Consider the following 16,163-nt stretch of genomic DNA (forward strand, 5'->3'; position numbering starts at 1 on the left):
CACATTTAATCCCGCGATTCAGTCCCCAATTCATCCCACACCGACTCAGCCAGGTGGAAGGTCGCGTTGGCGGCGGGAATGCCGCAGTAGATCGCGCTCTGCATGATCACTTCCTTGATCTCGCCACGGCTCACGCCGTTGTTGGCGGCGGCGCGCAGGTGCAGCTTGAGCTCACCCTCACGGTTCATGCCAATCAGCATGGCGATGGTGATCAGGCTGCGGGTGTGGCGCGGCAGTCCCGGACGGGTCCAGATGTCACCCCAGGCGTGGCGGGTGATCATTTCCTGGAACTCCGAGTTGAACTCGGTCAGGGTGGTCAGGCTGCGGTCGACATGGGCGTCGCCGAGTACCGCGCGACGGACTTTCATGCCCTCGTCGTAACGTTGTTTCTCGTCCACAACAATCCCCTCAATGAGCTAACAAGAACGCCAGGACCCGCTCGCTGAACGCAGCGCCCGCCTGGACGTTGGACAAGTGCGCCGCATGGAACTCGGCGTACTCGGCGCCCTGCACGTGCTCCTGGATGAAGTGCCCACCGGAGGGCGGCGTGACCGCGTCTTCAGTCCCGGCAACCACCAGCAACGGCACCTTGATCGAGGACAGCTGATCGCGGAAGTCGGCATCACGCACCGCCGCGCAATTGGCTGCATAACCTTCAGGCGACGTCGCCGCCAGCATGTCGGTAATCTGCTTGGCCGCTGCCGGATTGGCTGCGGAGAAATCCGGGGTGAACCAGCGGGCAATCGATGCATCGCGCAGGGCGACCATCGCGGCTTGACCATCGCGCAGCACGGTTTCGATACGTGGGTTCCACACCGACGGATCGCCGATTTTCGCTGCGGTGTTGCACACCACCAGTTTGTTCAGGCGCTCGCCGGCATTGATACCCAGCCATTGGCCGATCAGCCCGCCCATGGACAGGCCACAGAAATGCGCCCGCTCGATGTGCAGCGCATCCAGCAGCGCCAGCACGTCGCGGCCCAGTTGCTCGATGCTGTAAGGCCCCGGCGTCACCAGCGACTTGCCGTGACCGCGAGTGTCAAAACGCAGCACGCGAAAATGCTCGGTGAACGCCGGAATTTGCGCGTCCCACATATGCAGGTCGGTGCCCAGGGAGTTGGACAGCACCAGTACCGGCGCATCGACCGGTCCATCGAGTTGCGGCCCTTGAATTTGGTAGTGCAGTTCGCCATCGGCGAGTTGAACGAAAGCCACAGCAGTCTCCTTCAGGCAGTTAACGCAGAATGTTCAGCCACCGCTCGCTCGACCCAGGTACGGGCCTGACCGAGGTAATGGGCGGGGTCCAGCAGATGATCGAGTTCAGCCGCCGACAGTTCGGCGCTCACTTGCGGCTCGTCGCCGAGTACCGCGCGCAGATGACGTTGTTCGGCCACGGCGCGTTTGCAGCACTGTTCCAACAGATGATGCGCGGTGTCGCGGCCGACCCGTTGCGCGAGGACGATGCTCACCGCTTCGGCGAGCACCAGGCCCTGGGTCAGATCGAGGTTGCGCGCCATACGTGCGGCGTCCACTTCCAACCCGCCGGTCACCAGCAGTGCCTGCTTGAGGCTACCGGACACCAGGCAGCAAATTTCCGGCAGGGTTTCCCACTCGGCGTGCCATAGCCCCAGGCTGCGCTCATGTTCCTGCGGCATCGCGCTGAACAGCGTCGAAAGCAGGCCCGGCACGCGAGTCGCCGCGCCGATCAGCACCGCCGCGCCGACGGGATTGCGTTTATGCGGCATGGTCGAGGAACCGCCCTTGCCCGGTGCCGAAGGTTCGAACACTTCGGCCGCTTCGGTCTGCATCAACAGACTGATGTCGCGACCGAGTTTGCCGAGGCTGCCGGCGATCAATCCCAGTGCCGAGCCAAACTCCACCAGGCGATCTCGCTGGGTGTGCCAGGGCTGGTCGGGCAGCGTCAGTTGCAGCTCTTCGGCCAACGCCCGGGCAATGGGCATCGCCTGCTCACCGAGGGCCGCGAGGGTCCCGGAAGCGCCGCCGAATTGCAGCACCAGCAGACGTGGCTTGAGTTCCCGCAAACGCTGACGACTGCGGGTCACCGCACCCAGCCAACCGGCGATTTTCATGCCGAGGGTAACCGGCGTCGCGTGCTGCAACCAGGTGCGCCCGGCCAGTGGCGTGGACACATGACGTTGCGCCTGGGTGGCGAGGGTTTGGCCCAGTTGTGCCAAATCGCTGTCGATCAATTCCAGCGCGCGGCGTAATTGCAGCACCAGGCCGCTGTCCATCACGTCCTGACTGGTGGCGCCCAGATGCACGTAGCGCTCCGCTTGGGCATCGCTCGCGGCGATCTGCTTGCCCAACGCCTTGACCAACGGGATCGCCGAATTGCCCGCCGTGGCGATTGCCTCGCCCAACGCCGCAAAGTCATAAAGCCCGGCGCTGCAAGCCGCTTCGATCGGCGCGACAGCGCTCGACGGAATCAACCCCACCCGAGCTTCGGCCCGGGCCAGCGCCGCTTCGAAATCGAGCATGGCCTGAACCCGGCCCTGATCGCAGAACACTTCACGCATGTCGCTTGCAGTGAAATAGGCATCGAACAATTGATTGCCCGGTCGCTCGTTCATAAACAGTCCCTGGAGGTGCGGGCCGTTCGGGCCCGCTTGTGTAGATCAAAGGTCGTGATGCAAATACTTCGCTTGCTTGGGCAGACGCAGGCTGAACAGGAACGCGATCGCCATCATCACCGTCACGTACCAATAGAAGGAGTTTTCCATTCCGACCGCCTTCAGGCTCAAGGCCACGTACTCCGCCGAACCGCCGAAGATCGCATTCGCCACCGCGTAAGCCAGGCCGACACCCAGGGCGCGCACTTCAGGCGGGAACATTTCGGCTTTTACCAGGCCGCTGATCGACGTGTAGAAACTCACGATCGCCAACGCCACAGTAATCAACACAAAGGCCAGGAACGGACTGCTGACGCTTTTCAGGCTCAGCAGGATCGGCACGGTGCACAGCGTACCCAGGGCACCGAACCAGAGCATCGAGTTACGTCGGCCGATCTTGTCCGCGAGCATGCCGAAGAACGGCTGCATGCACATATAAAGGAACAGTGCGCCGGTCATGATGTAGCTGGCCGTCTTGGCGTGCATGCCCGCCGTGTTCACCAGGTACTTCTGCATGTAAGTGGTGAAGGTGTAGAAAATCAGCGAGCCACCGGCGGTGTAGCCCAGTACGGTGATGAACGCGGCCTTATGGTCGCGAAACAGTGCGGCGATGCTGCCGGCGTCCTTGTTCTCGCGCATTTCCTTGCTGGTGGTTTCTTTCAGCGAACGACGCAGGAACAACGAAATCAACGCCGCCACGGCGCCAACCACGAACGGAATCCGCCAGCCGTAGGCGCGCAATTCGTCTTCACTGAGGAACTGCTGCAGGACCACCACCAGCGACACCGCCAGCAACTGCCCGCCGATCAACGTAACGTATTGGAACGAGGCAAAGAAACCCCGCTGGCCCTTGAGGGCGACTTCGCTCATGTAGGTGGCGGTGGTGCCATATTCGCCGCCCACCGAGAGGCCCTGGAGCAAACGTGCGAACAGCAGCATGATTGGCGCCCAGACGCCGATGTCCTTGTAAGTTGGCAGGCAGGCGATCAGCAGCGAGCCGAAGCACATCATCAGAATCGATATCAGCATCGAATTCTTGCGCCCGTGCTTGTCCGCGACGCGGCCGAAAATCCAGCCACCAATCGGGCGCATCAGGAACCCGGCGGCGAATACGCCCGCGGTGTTGACCAACTGCACGGTGGGGTTGTCGGACGGGAAAAACGCCGGGGCGAAATAGATCGCACAGAAGGCGTAGACGTAGAAGTCGAACCATTCGACGAGGTTGCCGGACGAAGCACCGACAATCGCGAAGATTCGCTTGTTGCGTTCTTCGCCCGTGTAGAGCGCCGCAGGAGCTGTAGTTGGGGTTGCCATTGTTTTGTTCACTCAATAGGGACAGTGAGATTCTAGACACACTTTGCAACAGTCCCGTTCCGCAAATGAATCAGCAACACACAAATCCCTGTAGGAGCTGGCTTGCCAGTGAAGGCGTTGGGTCAGGCGAAGCATTTTTGTCTGCCCCTGCGCTTTTCGCGAGCAAGCTCGCTCCTACAGGTCTTGGGGTGCTTCTTAATAGTCGAAGAACACCGTCTCGGCATCGGTACCCTGCAGAACAACGTTCCACTGGTACACACCTGACGCATCCCGCTTCGCCAGCAAGGTGCCACGACGCTCGGCCGGCACGCATTCGAGCAACGGGTCCGACACATTGGCCGGTTCGCCTTCGAAGTAGATCCGCGTCAGCAAGTGCTTCACCAAGCCACGGGCAAAGACCAGCACGACCAGGTGCGGTGCCTGGGTCGTGCCCTTGAGGCCCTCGACCGTGCCCGGCTTGATGGTGGTGAAACGGAAACGCCCTTCGGCGTCCACCGGCACCCGGCCAAAGCCTTCGAAGTTCGGGTCCAGGGGTTTGTCCTGGTCGTCTTCGGGATGGTCGTACTTGCCGGCGGCGTTAGCCTGCCAGACTTCCAGCATCGCGTCGTTGACGACATCGCCGTTGCCATCGACCACTTGCCCGGTGATCGCCACGCGCTCGCCCAGGGTTTGTTCGACGGTGAGGTCTTCGCGGTTCAGCCAGGTCAGGCCGATGTGGTAGTACGGCCCGACGGTGTGGGACGTGGTCGCAGTCAGCGTCATCTTATTTCTCCATCGGCGTGGCGTCGCGGCCGCGCAAAACGATGTCCCAGCGATAACCGAGGGCATAGGAAGGGATGGTTTTTTCGAGATCGAATGCGGCGATCAAACGCTCTTTGGCGCGGGTATCGGGCACGCAGTTGTAGATCGGGTCGTATGCCAGCAGCGGGTCGCCCGGGAAATACATCTGGGTGACCAGACGCGTGAGGATGCTCGGCCCGAACAACGAGAAATGGATGTGCGCCGGGCGCCAGGCGTTGTGGTGGTTACCCCACGGATACGCGCCGGGCTTGATGGTCTGGAACTGGTACCAGCCATCGGCGTCGGTCACGGTGCGGCCGGTGCCGGTGAAATTCGGGTCCAGCGGTGCGTCGTGCAGGTCGCGGGCATGGTTGTAGCGACCGGCGGCGTTGGCCTGCCAGATCTCCACCAGAATTCCCGGCACCGGCAGACCGTTTTCATCCAGCACACGGCCGTGGATGATGATGCGCTCGCCCTGCGGTTCGCCTTCGTGCTGGGCGGTCAGGTCGTTGTCCTTCTCATTGACGCGCTCGGCACCGATGGTAGGACCGGTGATTTCCGACAGCGAATGCGGCAAGAACACCAATGGCTTGGACGGCGAGCGCAGGTTGGTGGATTGGTAAGTCGGGTGCAGGTATGGCGGTTGGGTGCCTTCCTGCGGGCGGCGGTAACCAGGCTTGTCAGTCATGAAGCTTTCCTCAGTTTCTTGTTAGTCGGCAGAGCGCGTCAGACGCGCTCGATCGCCAAGGCCAGACCCTGACCAACACCGACGCACATGGTCGCCAGACCTTTCTTGCCACCGGTTTTTTCCAGCTGATGCAGTGCAGTCAACACCAAGCGCGCACCGCTCATGCCCAGCGGATGGCCCAAGGCAATGGCGCCACCGTTCGGGTTGACCTGGGCCGCGTCGTCGGCGATCCCCAGTTCACGCAGTACCGCCAGGCCCTGGCTGGCGAAGGCTTCGTTGAGTTCGATCACGTCGAAATCGTTGATGGCCACACCCAGGCGTTCAATCAGTTTACGCACGGCCGGTACCGGACCAATGCCCATCACCCGTGGCGCAACACCGGCGCTGGCCATGCCCAACACTTTGGCGCGGGCGGTCAGGCCATGTTTCTTCACCGCTTCGGCAGAGGCGAGGATCAAGGCGGCGGCACCGTCGTTGACACCCGAAGCGTTACCGGCAGTGACGGTTTTGTCGGGACCGTTGACCGGCTTGAGCTTGGTCAGGGCTTCCAGGGTGGTGTCGGCGCGAGGATGTTCGTCCTGGCTGACCAAGGTTTCACCCTTCTTGTGGGCAATGCGCACCTCGACGATTTCTTCGGCGAAATAGCCCGCAGCTTGCGCGGCGGCCGTGCGTTGCTGACTGCGCAAGGCGAACGCGTCCTGATCGGCGCGGGACACCTGGTAATCGTCGGCGACGTTGTCGGCGGTCTGCGGCATCGCATCCACCCCGTACTGGGCTTTCATCAACGGGTTGATGAAGCGCCAGCCGATGGTGGTGTCTTCCAGTTTCATGTTGCGCGAGAACGCTGCATCGGCCTTGCCCATCACGAACGGTGCGCGGGACATCGACTCGACGCCACCGGCAATCGCCAGCTCCATTTCGCCACTGGCGATGGCACGGAACGCGGTACCAATGGCATCCATGCCCGAAGCGCAGAGGCGATTGAGGGTCACGCCAGGAATGGTCTCCGGCAGCCCCGCCAGCAGCAGCGCCATGCGCGCCACGTTGCGGTTGTCTTCACCGGCCTGGTTGGCGCAGCCGAGGAACACTTCGTCCACCGCCGACCAGTCCACCGACGGGTTGCGCTCCATCAGCGCCTTGATTGGCACCGCGGCCAGGTCGTCAGCGCGAACCGCCGACAGGCCGCCGCCGAAACGGCCGATGGGGGTGCGAATCGCGTCGCAGATATAAACTTCACGCATCATGCTTCTCCAAGTGCTTGGCCCAACGTAATGAAAAAGGCGCCGATGCGCAGCGCCGCAAGGGTTAAAGATTAAGCGCCTGACATGGAGCAAACAATTCGATAATCGACTGAGTGTTCGTTTATCGAACACATTGTTGTTCAGCTATCGATTTGCTCACCCAGCAAAAGATCGCAGCCTGCGTCAGCGCCTATAAAGGAATGGATCAGGTCGCATCCGCATGACTGACCAGCCCCTTGATCACCACCGCCGCGGTCGCCAATGCCGCCGGAATCACCAAGGCCGTCAACACTTGCTCAAAGTTCCAGCCCAGCCCCAGCAGCGTGGCGCCCATCCATGCGCCAAGAATTGCGCCGAAGCGGCCAATCCCGAGCATCCACGAAACCCCGGTAGCACGCCCTTGAGTCGGATAAAACCGCGCCGCCAGCGACGGCATCGCCGATTGCGCCCCGTTGACACACATACCGGCCACCAATACCAGGGTGGCCAGGATTGTGATGTTGCCCAGGCTCTGCCCTACCGCGTAGGCAAAGATGCCGGCCAGCAGGTAGAAAGTGCCGATGACCTTGTGCGGATTGAAGCGGTCCATCGCCCAGCCTACGCCCACCGCGCTCAACACCCCACCGAACTGGAACAACGCTCCGATGAACGCGGCCTGCTCCATGCTCGCGCCACTGTCGCGCATCAGGGTCGGCAGCCAACTGGTCAGCAGGTAAACGATCACCAGACCCATGAAGTAGGTCAGCCACAACAGCAAGGTACCGACGCTATAGGTGCCGGAGAAGATCACGGCAAACACGTTGCGCGCCTTCACGGTTTTCTGTTCCGGTACGCTGAAGCTCGATGCCTGGGCCACCACTGTCGGGTCGATGGGCGCCAGGGTCTTGCGCACTTTGTCGGTGCCGCGATTACGCACCACGAGGAAGCGCGCCGACTCAGGCAGCCAGATCAGCAACACGACGCCGAGGATCAACGGCAGGATCCCGCCGATCAGCAGCAGGCTGTGCCAGCCGAAGGCCGGAATCAGCTTCGCCGAGATGAATCCACCGCCGGCCATGCCCAGGTTGAAGCCGCAAAACATGCTGGTCACCAGCAGGGACTTCTTGCGCTCCGGGGTGTATTCCGACAGCAGCGTGGTTGCGTTCGGCATGCCCGCGCCCAGCCCGAGGCCGGTCAGGAAACGCAACACCAGCAACTGGTCGACGTTAGTGCTGTAGGCCGAAGCCAGGCTAAAGGCACCGAACAGCAGCACCGCCCCAACCAGCACGATTTTTCGCCCAAACCGGTCAGCCAGCGGACCGGAGCCCAGCGCCCCGAAAACCATGCCGATCAGCGCCGCACTCATTACCGGGCCCAGGCTGGCACGATCGATACCCCAGTCCTGGGACAGCGCGGGTGCAATGAAACCCATCGCCGCGGTATCGAGGCCGTCTAGGAAAACAATCAGGAAACATAGGATCACCACTCGCCACTGATAACGCGAAATGGGTTGGGCATTGATGAAGGACTGCACGTCGAGGCAGTTACCTACAGCGGACTGGGGCTGGTTCATTATTTTTTTCCACGCAAAGAACGCAGTCGAACAGATGCCAGCCTTTAAAGAGGCTGCCACGAAAAAGGGGGTGTCAGGATCAGGCGATCGGGTTCCGGTGCAATAGCCGGGTAGGATAGCGACAGTCGGGGAATGTGCGCATGGGGGTGCCTCTTCTCATTATTAGTGGTCGTCGTCCGGTGCCGGATCAAGATCGACAGCGCCGGATGACGCTGCCGCGACATTAATGAGCCAAGGGAAAGAGCGTCAATTCGCCAAACGCGAGTCTGTGCGATTATCGAACAGCTTAGGTAAACAGCTGGGTACTGAGGTCGCGGCTGGCACTTAATAGACCGGGCAGGAAACGCTGTTCAAGTTCGTTGCGGCTGACCCGCCCGGCATGGGTACTGACGTTGAGCGCCGCAACCACCTGGCCGGAAGCGTCGTACACCGGGACGGCGATCGAACGCAGACCCTGCTCCAGTTCTTGATCGACGATGCACCAGCCTTGCTGACGCACTTCCTGCAGGCACTCGAGCAATGCTTCGGGGGTATGGATGGTTCGACTGGTCTTGGCTTGCAGGTCGGCGTGGTCGAGATACTCGTGCAATGAAGTGTCATCGAGGGCGGCGAGCAGGATCCTGCCCATCGATGTGCAATAGGCCGGCAAGCGCCCTCCCACCGACAGGTCGACCGAGATCAGGCGCTGGGTGGTCGCCGAGCGGGCGATGTATAGAATGTCGTCGCCTTCCAGGGTGGCCATGTTGCAAGCCTCGTGGAGTTGCTCGCTCATGCGGTCCAGGTACGGCTGTGCAGAAACGGCCAGCGGCGTCGAGGACACATAGGCATGGCCAAGGGTCAGCACCTTGGGTAGCAACGAATAGGTGCGGCCATCGGTCGTGGCATAACCGAGCTTGATCAACGTGTGCAGGCAACGTCGCACGGCGGCACGGGGAATTTCCGTACGGTGGCTGATCTGGGCAATGGTCAGATGCCGTTTGCGCTCCTGGAACGCTTGCACCACGGCCAGTCCGCGCGCCAACGAGGTCATGAAGTCCGGGTCGCCGGTCAGGGCCTGAATGCGTTTGGCAGGCGAAGCAACGATCGGCGGTGCCACCGAAGCGAAGGAGTTGCGCAATTGATCGTTCATACAAGGTCCTTTTCCCAGACGGATCGGAATCTATTACAGGCGACTGGCTGCAAGGTACACAAGCCCGATCCCGACATGACTGGGCGATTATCGAACCGCCGATCGATTATCGCAATCGATGATTTTTTGCCCAGGCGCCTCTCGCGACTTACATGCGCAATCTAACTGGACTTGAATTGTGCGACTTAATGGCGCCAGAAATGCATCGCCGTACAGTGGCATCATCCAGCCCCCTAGTTGCCACTAAAGGGTTATGGGGAGAAAAACAATCACACATCAAGATCCACTTTTAACTCTATCGTGATAGTGTTCTGTCAATCGCTCGCTATAATGTATTTCAGTAGCAACTCGGTTTTTTATTAACCGATGCCGCTACCGGTGGCGCGATGTTCCATCGCCGCTCTCCACAGCAAGCCCATGACGCCGACTGCATCCGCATCGCGCCAGCGCGCTCGCTGAAACAGGTTCTGATGCTGCGTCAGCTGTATATCTCTGGTGTCGTGGCCGCCTGCAACATGGAAGTAATGATCACACTGTCGCAAAAAATGCCTGCAAGGGCTTTTTGCTTTTGACGAGTGCGGCCAATACATCATGCAGTGCGTTTCACCAGAATTCACCTCAACTCAATCAGGTAGCACCGTGACAAAAGACGAACTGCGCGCGGAACTTGAGCGCCAGGAACAACGTTACAAGGAAGTTTATGGCGGGGAAGTCACCACCTACGCCGCCCAGCCCGAACCGGAACGCAAGCCATGGCGTAAACGCGCCACCGTTCAGGATCAGGTATTCAAGCAAGAACTGGAAAAAATGGAAAAGGAACTCAAAGCCGAGGAGCCGTGAAGGCCCGGGCTTTGAATACTTGCAGGGTTCTGTGTTGCATCCGTTAAAAGCGGGATGTACTGACGTTGCCTTTTTGCGCCCGCTATGAGCGGGCAGCGACCGCCTTGCCGACCGGATGAAGGCTAAAGGTTCGTATCTGACACTCTTTTCAGAAATTTCATACAACTGCGCGCTCGGTCATTCCAGGCGTGGCAAACCCCCGTGCCTGCGGGCTTTCCAAAGAAATTCAAGTACTTGCAAGACCCGCAAAAGCGCAGGAAATTCAGGTCCCAAAGCAAAATAATTCGTTGAAGAATGTTACCGATGAGCAGCAAGTGCATCGATTTCCAGTCTTTTCTGGCATAATCGCGCCCCCTTATGACCGGGTCAGAAAACCTTCATGATCGATTTATTCAGCGGACTGGATGCTTGGGTGCTTGTGAGCCTCCTGCTCGCCCTGACTTTTGTCCTCGCCTTCGAGTTCATCAACGGATTTCATGACACCGCTAACGCGGTAGCCACTGTTATCTACACCAAGGCCATGCCGCCTCATCTGGCGGTGTTCTTTTCCGGTGTGTTCAACTTCCTCGGCGTATTGCTGGGCGGCGTTGGCGTGGCGTATGCCATTGTCCACCTGTTGCCGGTGGAGCTGCTGATCAATGTGAACACCGGTCACGGACTGGCCATGGTGTTCTCGTTGCTCGCCGCCGCCATCGCCTGGAACCTGGGCACCTGGTACTTTGGTATCCCTGCCTCCAGCTCCCATACGCTGATCGGTTCGATCCTCGGCGTCGGCCTGGCCAACGCCCTGATCAACGATATTCCGTTGGCCGATGGCGTGAACTGGCAGAAGGCGATCGATATCGGTATGTCGCTGGTGTTCTCGCCAATGGCAGGTTTCCTGATCGCGGCGCTGATCCTGATCGGTCTGAAATGGTGGCGCCCGCTGTCGAAGATGCACAAGACGCCGGAGCAGCGCCGCAAGATCGACGACAAGAAACACCCGCCGTTCTGGAACCGCCTGGTGCTGGTGATCTCGGCCATGGCCGTGAGCTTCGTGCACGGTTCCAATGATGGTCAGAAAGGTATCGGCCTTATCATGCTGGTGCTGATCGGTATCGTGCCGGCGCAGTTCGTACTTGACCTGAACAGCACCACCTACCAGATCGAACGTACCCGCGACGCCACCTTGCACCTGAACCAGTTCTACCAGCGCAACGCCGCCACCCTGGGCGAATTCCTGGCCCTGGGTAAAAGCGTCGAAGGCGATCTGCCGGAGAAATTCCGTTGCAATCCGCAACAGACCGAGCCGACCATCAATGCCCTGCTCGGCACCCTCAAGGGTGTAGCCGACTACCACTCGCTGCCGTCTGAAAGCCGCATCGAAGTGCGTCGCTACCTGCTCTGCCTGGACGACACGGCGAAGAAAGTCAGCAAGTTGCCAAGCCTGGCCCCAAGAGAAAAGGCTGACCTGGACAAGCTGCGCAAGGACCTGACCACGACCACCGAATACGCGCCTTTCTGGGTGATCCTGGCGGTCGCCCTGGCCCTGGGCCTGGGTACCATGGTCGGCTGGAAACGCGTGGTATTGACCATCGGCGAGAAGATCGGCAAGCAAGGCATGACCTATTCCCAGGGCATGTCGGCGCAGATCACCACCGCGAGCCTGATCGGCATGGCCAACATCTTCAGCCTGCCGGTGTCCACCACCCACGTCCTGTCCTCGGGCGTGGCCGGCACCATGGTCGCCAACAAAAGCGGCCTGCAGGGCGGCACCGTCCAGACCATCCTGCTGGCCTGGGTCCTGACCCTGCCGGCCACCGTGGGGCTGTCGGCCGGCCTGTTCTGGCTGGCGTCGAAGGCACTCGGTAGCTGACAGTCAGCCGAACTAAAAAAGGCGCGCTCCGTGAGGACCGCGCCTTTTTTATTACCTGAATATTCCAGACACCGTCTTCCCCCACAGGGTTGTGCAGGGTCAGACACATTTGCGCAGGCAAAAAAAAAGGGCAACCGAAGTTGCCCAAAATGCCTTGCGTGCTCATTGCCTCCAGAAAGACCTACGGCTTTTTCCGCTTGTGCGAGTCTTTCCAGATAAAAAGTCCGAACCCTGCAAAAAACACAAACATGAGGCTGACGGTCAGCACTCCGGCGATCACCACGTTATCGAAAAACATGACGCGTCTCCTGCAGTTGCCCTGTTGCGATGGAGCCAAGGTAACCAATCGGGCAGGAGAGAATATTGACCGGGATCAATGTTGCCCGGGACCGGGCACGGAAGGAGAGGAAAACTGACCTGCATCAATCGATGCAGGAGCACTCAACGTTTTTTGGGCTTGTTCTTCGGCTTTTTCTTCGCCTTGCCCAACGGCATGGCCTGTTCGAATGCCTGGCGCACTTCGTTCAGGCGCTTGTCGTTAAGGTCATGGACACGCTTGGCGCGTTCGGCATTCAGGTCGATCAGCTTGTCATCTTGGCTCATGGCGTCAGTGCATCGCTTGAAAAGAAGTTCAATGGCCGCCTCGCGCGGCAGGGATGTGCCAATAATGCGGTCTGGCGACGGCGCTGACCAGCCACGGGCTCAAATCTCGATGTCGACCCACAAGCCCTGGCGAGGCTGGTCTTCCATCAACGGGGCCACCGGCACGGTGTTGTCGGCGTTGAGTTCGTCACCCGGGATCGCCAAGTGCGCTTGCGGGTCCTCGTCGGCTTCACGACGGCGGCGTTGCTGCTCCTGCTTGCGTCGCTGTTCCTCGCGCAACAGCAGCGCGGCCTCTTCCGGATCGCGCTGTTGCAGGTCGATGGTGCTGTCGCTGGCGCTTTCCTGCATCGGCACGACGGGCGCGATATCCGGGCGCGGGCGGACCGGGTCGTGCTGGGAAGTGATCGGCACGGCACTCAAGGGGAGCATCGGTGGCAGCATATTTATCAGTCTCCTGTCTGCAGGCTGTCGGCCGCGGTGACGGCGACTTGAGCCATCGGTCGCAAACTGTGACCCGATTGGCACGGCGTGAAGTTTCGCAGCTACGATTTCTTCAGCCTGGGAAGATCATGAGTTCGCAGCCCAAGGCAGTTCCCACACAGGTAATCCTTTGGTCTGGAGACCTGATTCCGTTAAGATAGCCCGCTTTTTCAAGGTGGGAGTCAGGCAGCATGGCGCAGCAGTATCAACCGGGGCAACGCTGGATCAGTGACAGCGAAGCGGAGCTGGGTTTGGGCACCGTTCTGGCACAGGACGGTCGCTTGTTGACCGTGCTCTACCCGGCCACTGGCGACACTCGCCAGTACGCGCTACGGAATGCGCCCCTCACCCGTGTGCGGTTTTCGCCGGGTGACACCATCACTCACTTCGAAGGCTGGAAACTGACCGTACGCGAAGTCGACGACGTCGATGGCCTGCTGGTCTATCACGGTCTCGACGCGCAGAACGAAGTGGTCACCCTGCCGGAAACCCAACTGTCGAACTTCATCCAGTTCCGTCTCGCCAGCGACCGTCTGTTCGCCGGGCAGATCGACCCCCTGGCCTGGTTCGCCCTGCGTTACCACACCCTCGAACACACCAGCCGCCAGCTGCAGTCGTCGCTGTGGGGCCTGGGTGGCGTGCGTGCGCAACCGATCGCGCACCAACTGCACATCGCCCGCGAAGTGGCCGACCGTATTGCGCCACGGGTCCTGCTGGCCGACGAAGTGGGCCTGGGCAAAACCATCGAAGCCGGTCTGGTGATCCATCGCCAGCTGCTCTCGGGCCGCGCCAATCGCGTGCTGATCCTGGTGCCGGAAAACCTCCAGCACCAGTGGCTGGTGGAAATGCGCCGCCGCTTCAACCTGCAGGTCGCGCTGTTCGATGAAGAACGCTTCATCGAAAGCGATGCATCCAACCCGTTCGAAGACACCCAGCTCGCGCTGGTGGCGCTGGAGTGGCTGGTAGACGACGAGAAAGCCCAGGACGCGTTGTTCGCCGCCGGCTGGGACTTGCTGGTCGTCGACGAAGCCCACCACCTGGTGTGGCACGAAGACCAGGTCAGCCCGCAATACTCCCTGGTCGAGCAGCTTGCTGAAACCATCCCGGGCGTGCTGCTGTTGACCGCGACCCCGGAACAGCTGGGCCAGGACAGCCACTTCGCGCGTCTGCGCCTGCTCGACCCGAATCGTTTCCATGACCTGGCGGCATTCCGCGCCGAGAGCGAAAACTATCGCCCGGTGGCCGAGGCCGTTCAGGAGCTGCTGGAAAAAGGTCGCCTGTCACCGAAAGCCCACGAAACCATTCATGGCTTCCTCGGTAACGAAGGCGAAGCCCTGCTGACCGCCGTCAACGATGGCGACACCGAAGCCAGCGCGCGCCTGGTGCGCGAGCTGCTGGACCGCCACGGCACCGGCCGCGTACTGTTCCGTAATACCCGGGCCGCGGTCCAGGGCTTCCCGGAGCGCAAGCTGCATCCTTACCCGCTGCCGTGCCCGGACGAATACCTCGAACTGCCGCTGGGCGATCACGCCGAGCTGTACCCGGAAGTCAGCTTCCAGGCCCAGCCGGACGCCAATGAAGAAGAGCGTTGGTGGAAATTCGACCCACGGGTCGAGTGGCTGATCGACCAGTTGAAAATGCTCAAGCGCACCAAGGTACTGGTGATCTGCGCCCACGCCGAAACCGCCATGGACCTGGAAGACGCCCTGCGCGTGCGTTCCGGCATCCCGGCCACGGTATTCCACGAGGGCATGAACATCCTCGAGCGTGACCGCGCCGCCGCCTACTTCGCCGACGAAGAGTTTGGCGCGCAAGTGCTGATCTGCTCGGAAATCGGCAGTGAAGGTCGCAACTTCCAGTTCTCACACCACCTGGTGCTGTTCGACCTGCCGGCCCACCCGGACCTGCTGGAACAACGTATCGGTCGTCTGGACCGGATCGGCCAGAAGCACACCATCGAACTGCACGTGCCGTACCTGGAAACCAGCCCGCAAGAGCGCCTGTTCCAGTGGTACCACGAAGCCCTGAACGCGTTCCTCAACACCTGCCCGACCGGCAACGCCCTGCAACATCAGTTCGGCCCGCGCCTGCTGCCGTTGCTCGAAGAAGCCGATGACGGTGACTGGCAAGCGCTGATCGACGAAGCCCGTACCGAGCGCGAGCGCCTGGAAGCCGAGCTGCACACCGGCCGCGACCGTTTGCTGGAGCTCAACTCCGGTGGCGCCGGCGAAGGTGAGGCGCTGGTCGAGGCCATCCTCGAGCAGGACGACCAGTTCGCCCTGCCGATCTACATGGAAACCCTGTTCGATGCATTCGGCATCGACAGCGAAGACCATTCGGAAAACGCCCTGATCCTCAAGCCGAGCGAAAAAATGCTCGACGCCAGCTTCCCGCTGGGCGACGACGAAGGCGTAACCATCACCTACGACCGCAACCAGGCGCTGTCTCGCGAAGACATGCAGTTCATTACCTGGGAACACCCGATGGTCCAGGGCGGCATGGACCTGGTGCTGTCCGGCTCCATGGGCAATACCGCCGTGGCGCTGATCAAGAACAAGGCGCTGAAACCCGGCACCGTGTTGCTGGAACTGCTCTACGTCAGTGAAGTGGTTGCCCCGCGCTCTCTGCAACTGGGCCGCTACCTGCCGCCGGCCGCCCTGCGCTGCCTGCTCGATGCCAATGGCAATGACCTGTCGGCCCGGGTGTCGTTCGAGACCTTGAACGATCAACTCGAAAGCGTGCCCCGCGCCAGCGCCAACAAGTTCATCCAGGCACAGCGCGATCAGCTGACGCCACGGATCAACGCCGGCGAAGACAAGATCTACCCACGTCACGCCGAACGCGTGGCAGAGGCGCAACGTCGCCTGGCTGCCGATACCGACGAAGAACTGGCACGCCTGACCGCGTTGCAAGCGGTCAACCCGACCGTACGTGACAGCGAACTGGTTGCCCTGCGCAAGCAGCGCGAACAAGGCCTGGCCATGCTCGACAAGGCGGCGCTGCGACTGGAAGCGATCCGGGTGTTGGTGGCGGGTTAAGTCCCCTGCTCCA

16 protein-coding genes are annotated in these 16,163 nt (G+C 60.9%); 4 read left to right on the forward strand and 12 right to left on the reverse strand.

Features of this window, described 5'->3' with window-relative positions:
* Positions 1-5: 5 nt before the first annotated feature.
* The 9 genes from pcaC to pcaR all read right to left on the reverse strand — a co-directional run bounded on the left by pcaC (position 6) and on the right by pcaR (position 9,334).
* Entirely contained in the window at positions 6-398 is a 393-nt protein-coding gene (pcaC, locus tag NQL71_RS07830; RefSeq protein ID WP_046816680.1) for a 4-carboxymuconolactone decarboxylase, read from the reverse strand.
* 10 nt (positions 399-408) lie between these two features.
* Entirely contained in the window at positions 409-1,215 is an 807-nt protein-coding gene (gene pcaD / locus NQL71_RS07835) for a 3-oxoadipate enol-lactonase (protein WP_046816679.1), read from the reverse strand.
* An 11-nt stretch (positions 1,216-1,226) separates the two neighbouring features.
* A complete protein-coding gene (locus NQL71_RS07840) occupies positions 1,227-2,591 on the reverse strand; it encodes a 3-carboxy-cis,cis-muconate cycloisomerase (protein WP_248686095.1) in 1,365 nt (454 codons plus the stop codon).
* Positions 2,592-2,636: 45 nt separating this feature from the next.
* Positions 2,637-3,944, reverse strand: a complete 1,308-nt coding sequence (locus tag NQL71_RS07845) for an MFS family transporter (RefSeq protein ID WP_046816677.1) — start codon at positions 3,942-3,944, stop codon at positions 2,637-2,639.
* A gap of 195 nt (positions 3,945-4,139) precedes the next feature.
* On the reverse strand, positions 4,140-4,706 hold the full coding sequence (pcaG, locus tag NQL71_RS07850) for a protocatechuate 3,4-dioxygenase subunit alpha (RefSeq protein WP_046816676.1): 567 nt from the start codon (positions 4,704-4,706) through the stop codon (positions 4,140-4,142).
* 1 nt (position 4,707) lies between these two features.
* A complete protein-coding gene (gene pcaH / locus NQL71_RS07855) occupies positions 4,708-5,412 on the reverse strand; it encodes a protocatechuate 3,4-dioxygenase subunit beta (protein WP_077184260.1) in 705 nt (234 codons plus the stop codon).
* A gap of 38 nt (positions 5,413-5,450) precedes the next feature.
* Entirely contained in the window at positions 5,451-6,656 is a 1,206-nt protein-coding gene (gene pcaF, locus NQL71_RS07860; RefSeq protein ID WP_248686094.1) for a 3-oxoadipyl-CoA thiolase, read from the reverse strand.
* A 202-nt stretch (positions 6,657-6,858) separates the two neighbouring features.
* Positions 6,859-8,205 (reverse strand): 4-hydroxybenzoate transporter PcaK, encoded by a 1,347-nt coding sequence (gene pcaK, locus NQL71_RS07865; RefSeq protein ID WP_046816673.1) that lies wholly within the window; start codon positions 8,203-8,205, stop codon positions 6,859-6,861.
* 286 nt (positions 8,206-8,491) lie between these two features.
* A complete protein-coding gene (pcaR, locus tag NQL71_RS07870) occupies positions 8,492-9,334 on the reverse strand; it encodes a pca regulon transcriptional regulator PcaR (RefSeq protein WP_046816672.1) in 843 nt (280 codons plus the stop codon).
* Positions 9,335-9,720: 386 nt separating this feature from the next.
* Here pcaR and NQL71_RS07875 point away from each other — a divergent pair, with 386 nt between their 5' ends.
* From NQL71_RS07875 to NQL71_RS07885, 3 genes are all read left to right on the forward strand, one after another.
* Entirely contained in the window at positions 9,721-9,906 is a 186-nt protein-coding gene (locus tag NQL71_RS07875; protein WP_274642497.1) for a hypothetical protein, read from the forward strand.
* A gap of 67 nt (positions 9,907-9,973) precedes the next feature.
* Positions 9,974-10,174 carry a hypothetical protein gene (locus NQL71_RS07880; protein ID WP_008056863.1) on the forward strand — a complete coding sequence of 67 codons (201 nt, stop codon included), beginning with the start codon at positions 9,974-9,976 and terminating at the stop codon, positions 10,172-10,174.
* A 379-nt stretch (positions 10,175-10,553) separates the two neighbouring features.
* Positions 10,554-12,029: an inorganic phosphate transporter gene (locus NQL71_RS07885; protein ID WP_077184266.1), complete on the forward strand. Its 1,476-nt coding sequence runs from the start codon at positions 10,554-10,556 to the stop codon at positions 12,027-12,029.
* A 181-nt stretch (positions 12,030-12,210) separates the two neighbouring features.
* On the opposite strand, the gene ccoM is transcribed toward NQL71_RS07885, so the two are convergent.
* The 3 genes from ccoM to NQL71_RS07895 form a co-directional block, all read right to left on the reverse strand.
* Positions 12,211-12,327 carry a cytochrome c oxidase subunit CcoM gene (gene ccoM, locus NQL71_RS36645; protein ID WP_046816669.1) on the reverse strand — a complete coding sequence of 39 codons (117 nt, stop codon included), beginning with the start codon at positions 12,325-12,327 and terminating at the stop codon, positions 12,211-12,213.
* 143 nt (positions 12,328-12,470) lie between these two features.
* The gene (locus NQL71_RS07890) at positions 12,471-12,632 is read right to left on the reverse strand and encodes a hypothetical protein (RefSeq protein WP_008016476.1); all 162 of its coding nucleotides are present in this window, start codon (positions 12,630-12,632) and stop codon (positions 12,471-12,473) included.
* 99 nt (positions 12,633-12,731) lie between these two features.
* Positions 12,732-13,073: a hypothetical protein gene (locus NQL71_RS07895; protein ID WP_046816668.1), complete on the reverse strand. Its 342-nt coding sequence runs from the start codon at positions 13,071-13,073 to the stop codon at positions 12,732-12,734.
* Positions 13,074-13,303: 230 nt separating this feature from the next.
* Between NQL71_RS07895 and rapA the strand changes: the two genes are divergently transcribed.
* The gene (gene rapA / locus NQL71_RS07900) at positions 13,304-16,150 is read left to right on the forward strand and encodes an RNA polymerase-associated protein RapA (protein WP_046816667.1); all 2,847 of its coding nucleotides are present in this window, start codon (positions 13,304-13,306) and stop codon (positions 16,148-16,150) included.
* Positions 16,151-16,163 lie beyond the last annotated feature (13 nt).

It is taken from the genome of Pseudomonas serbica (assembly GCF_028823535.1).
GTDB lineage: Bacteria > Pseudomonadota > Gammaproteobacteria > Pseudomonadales > Pseudomonadaceae > Aquipseudomonas > Aquipseudomonas serbica.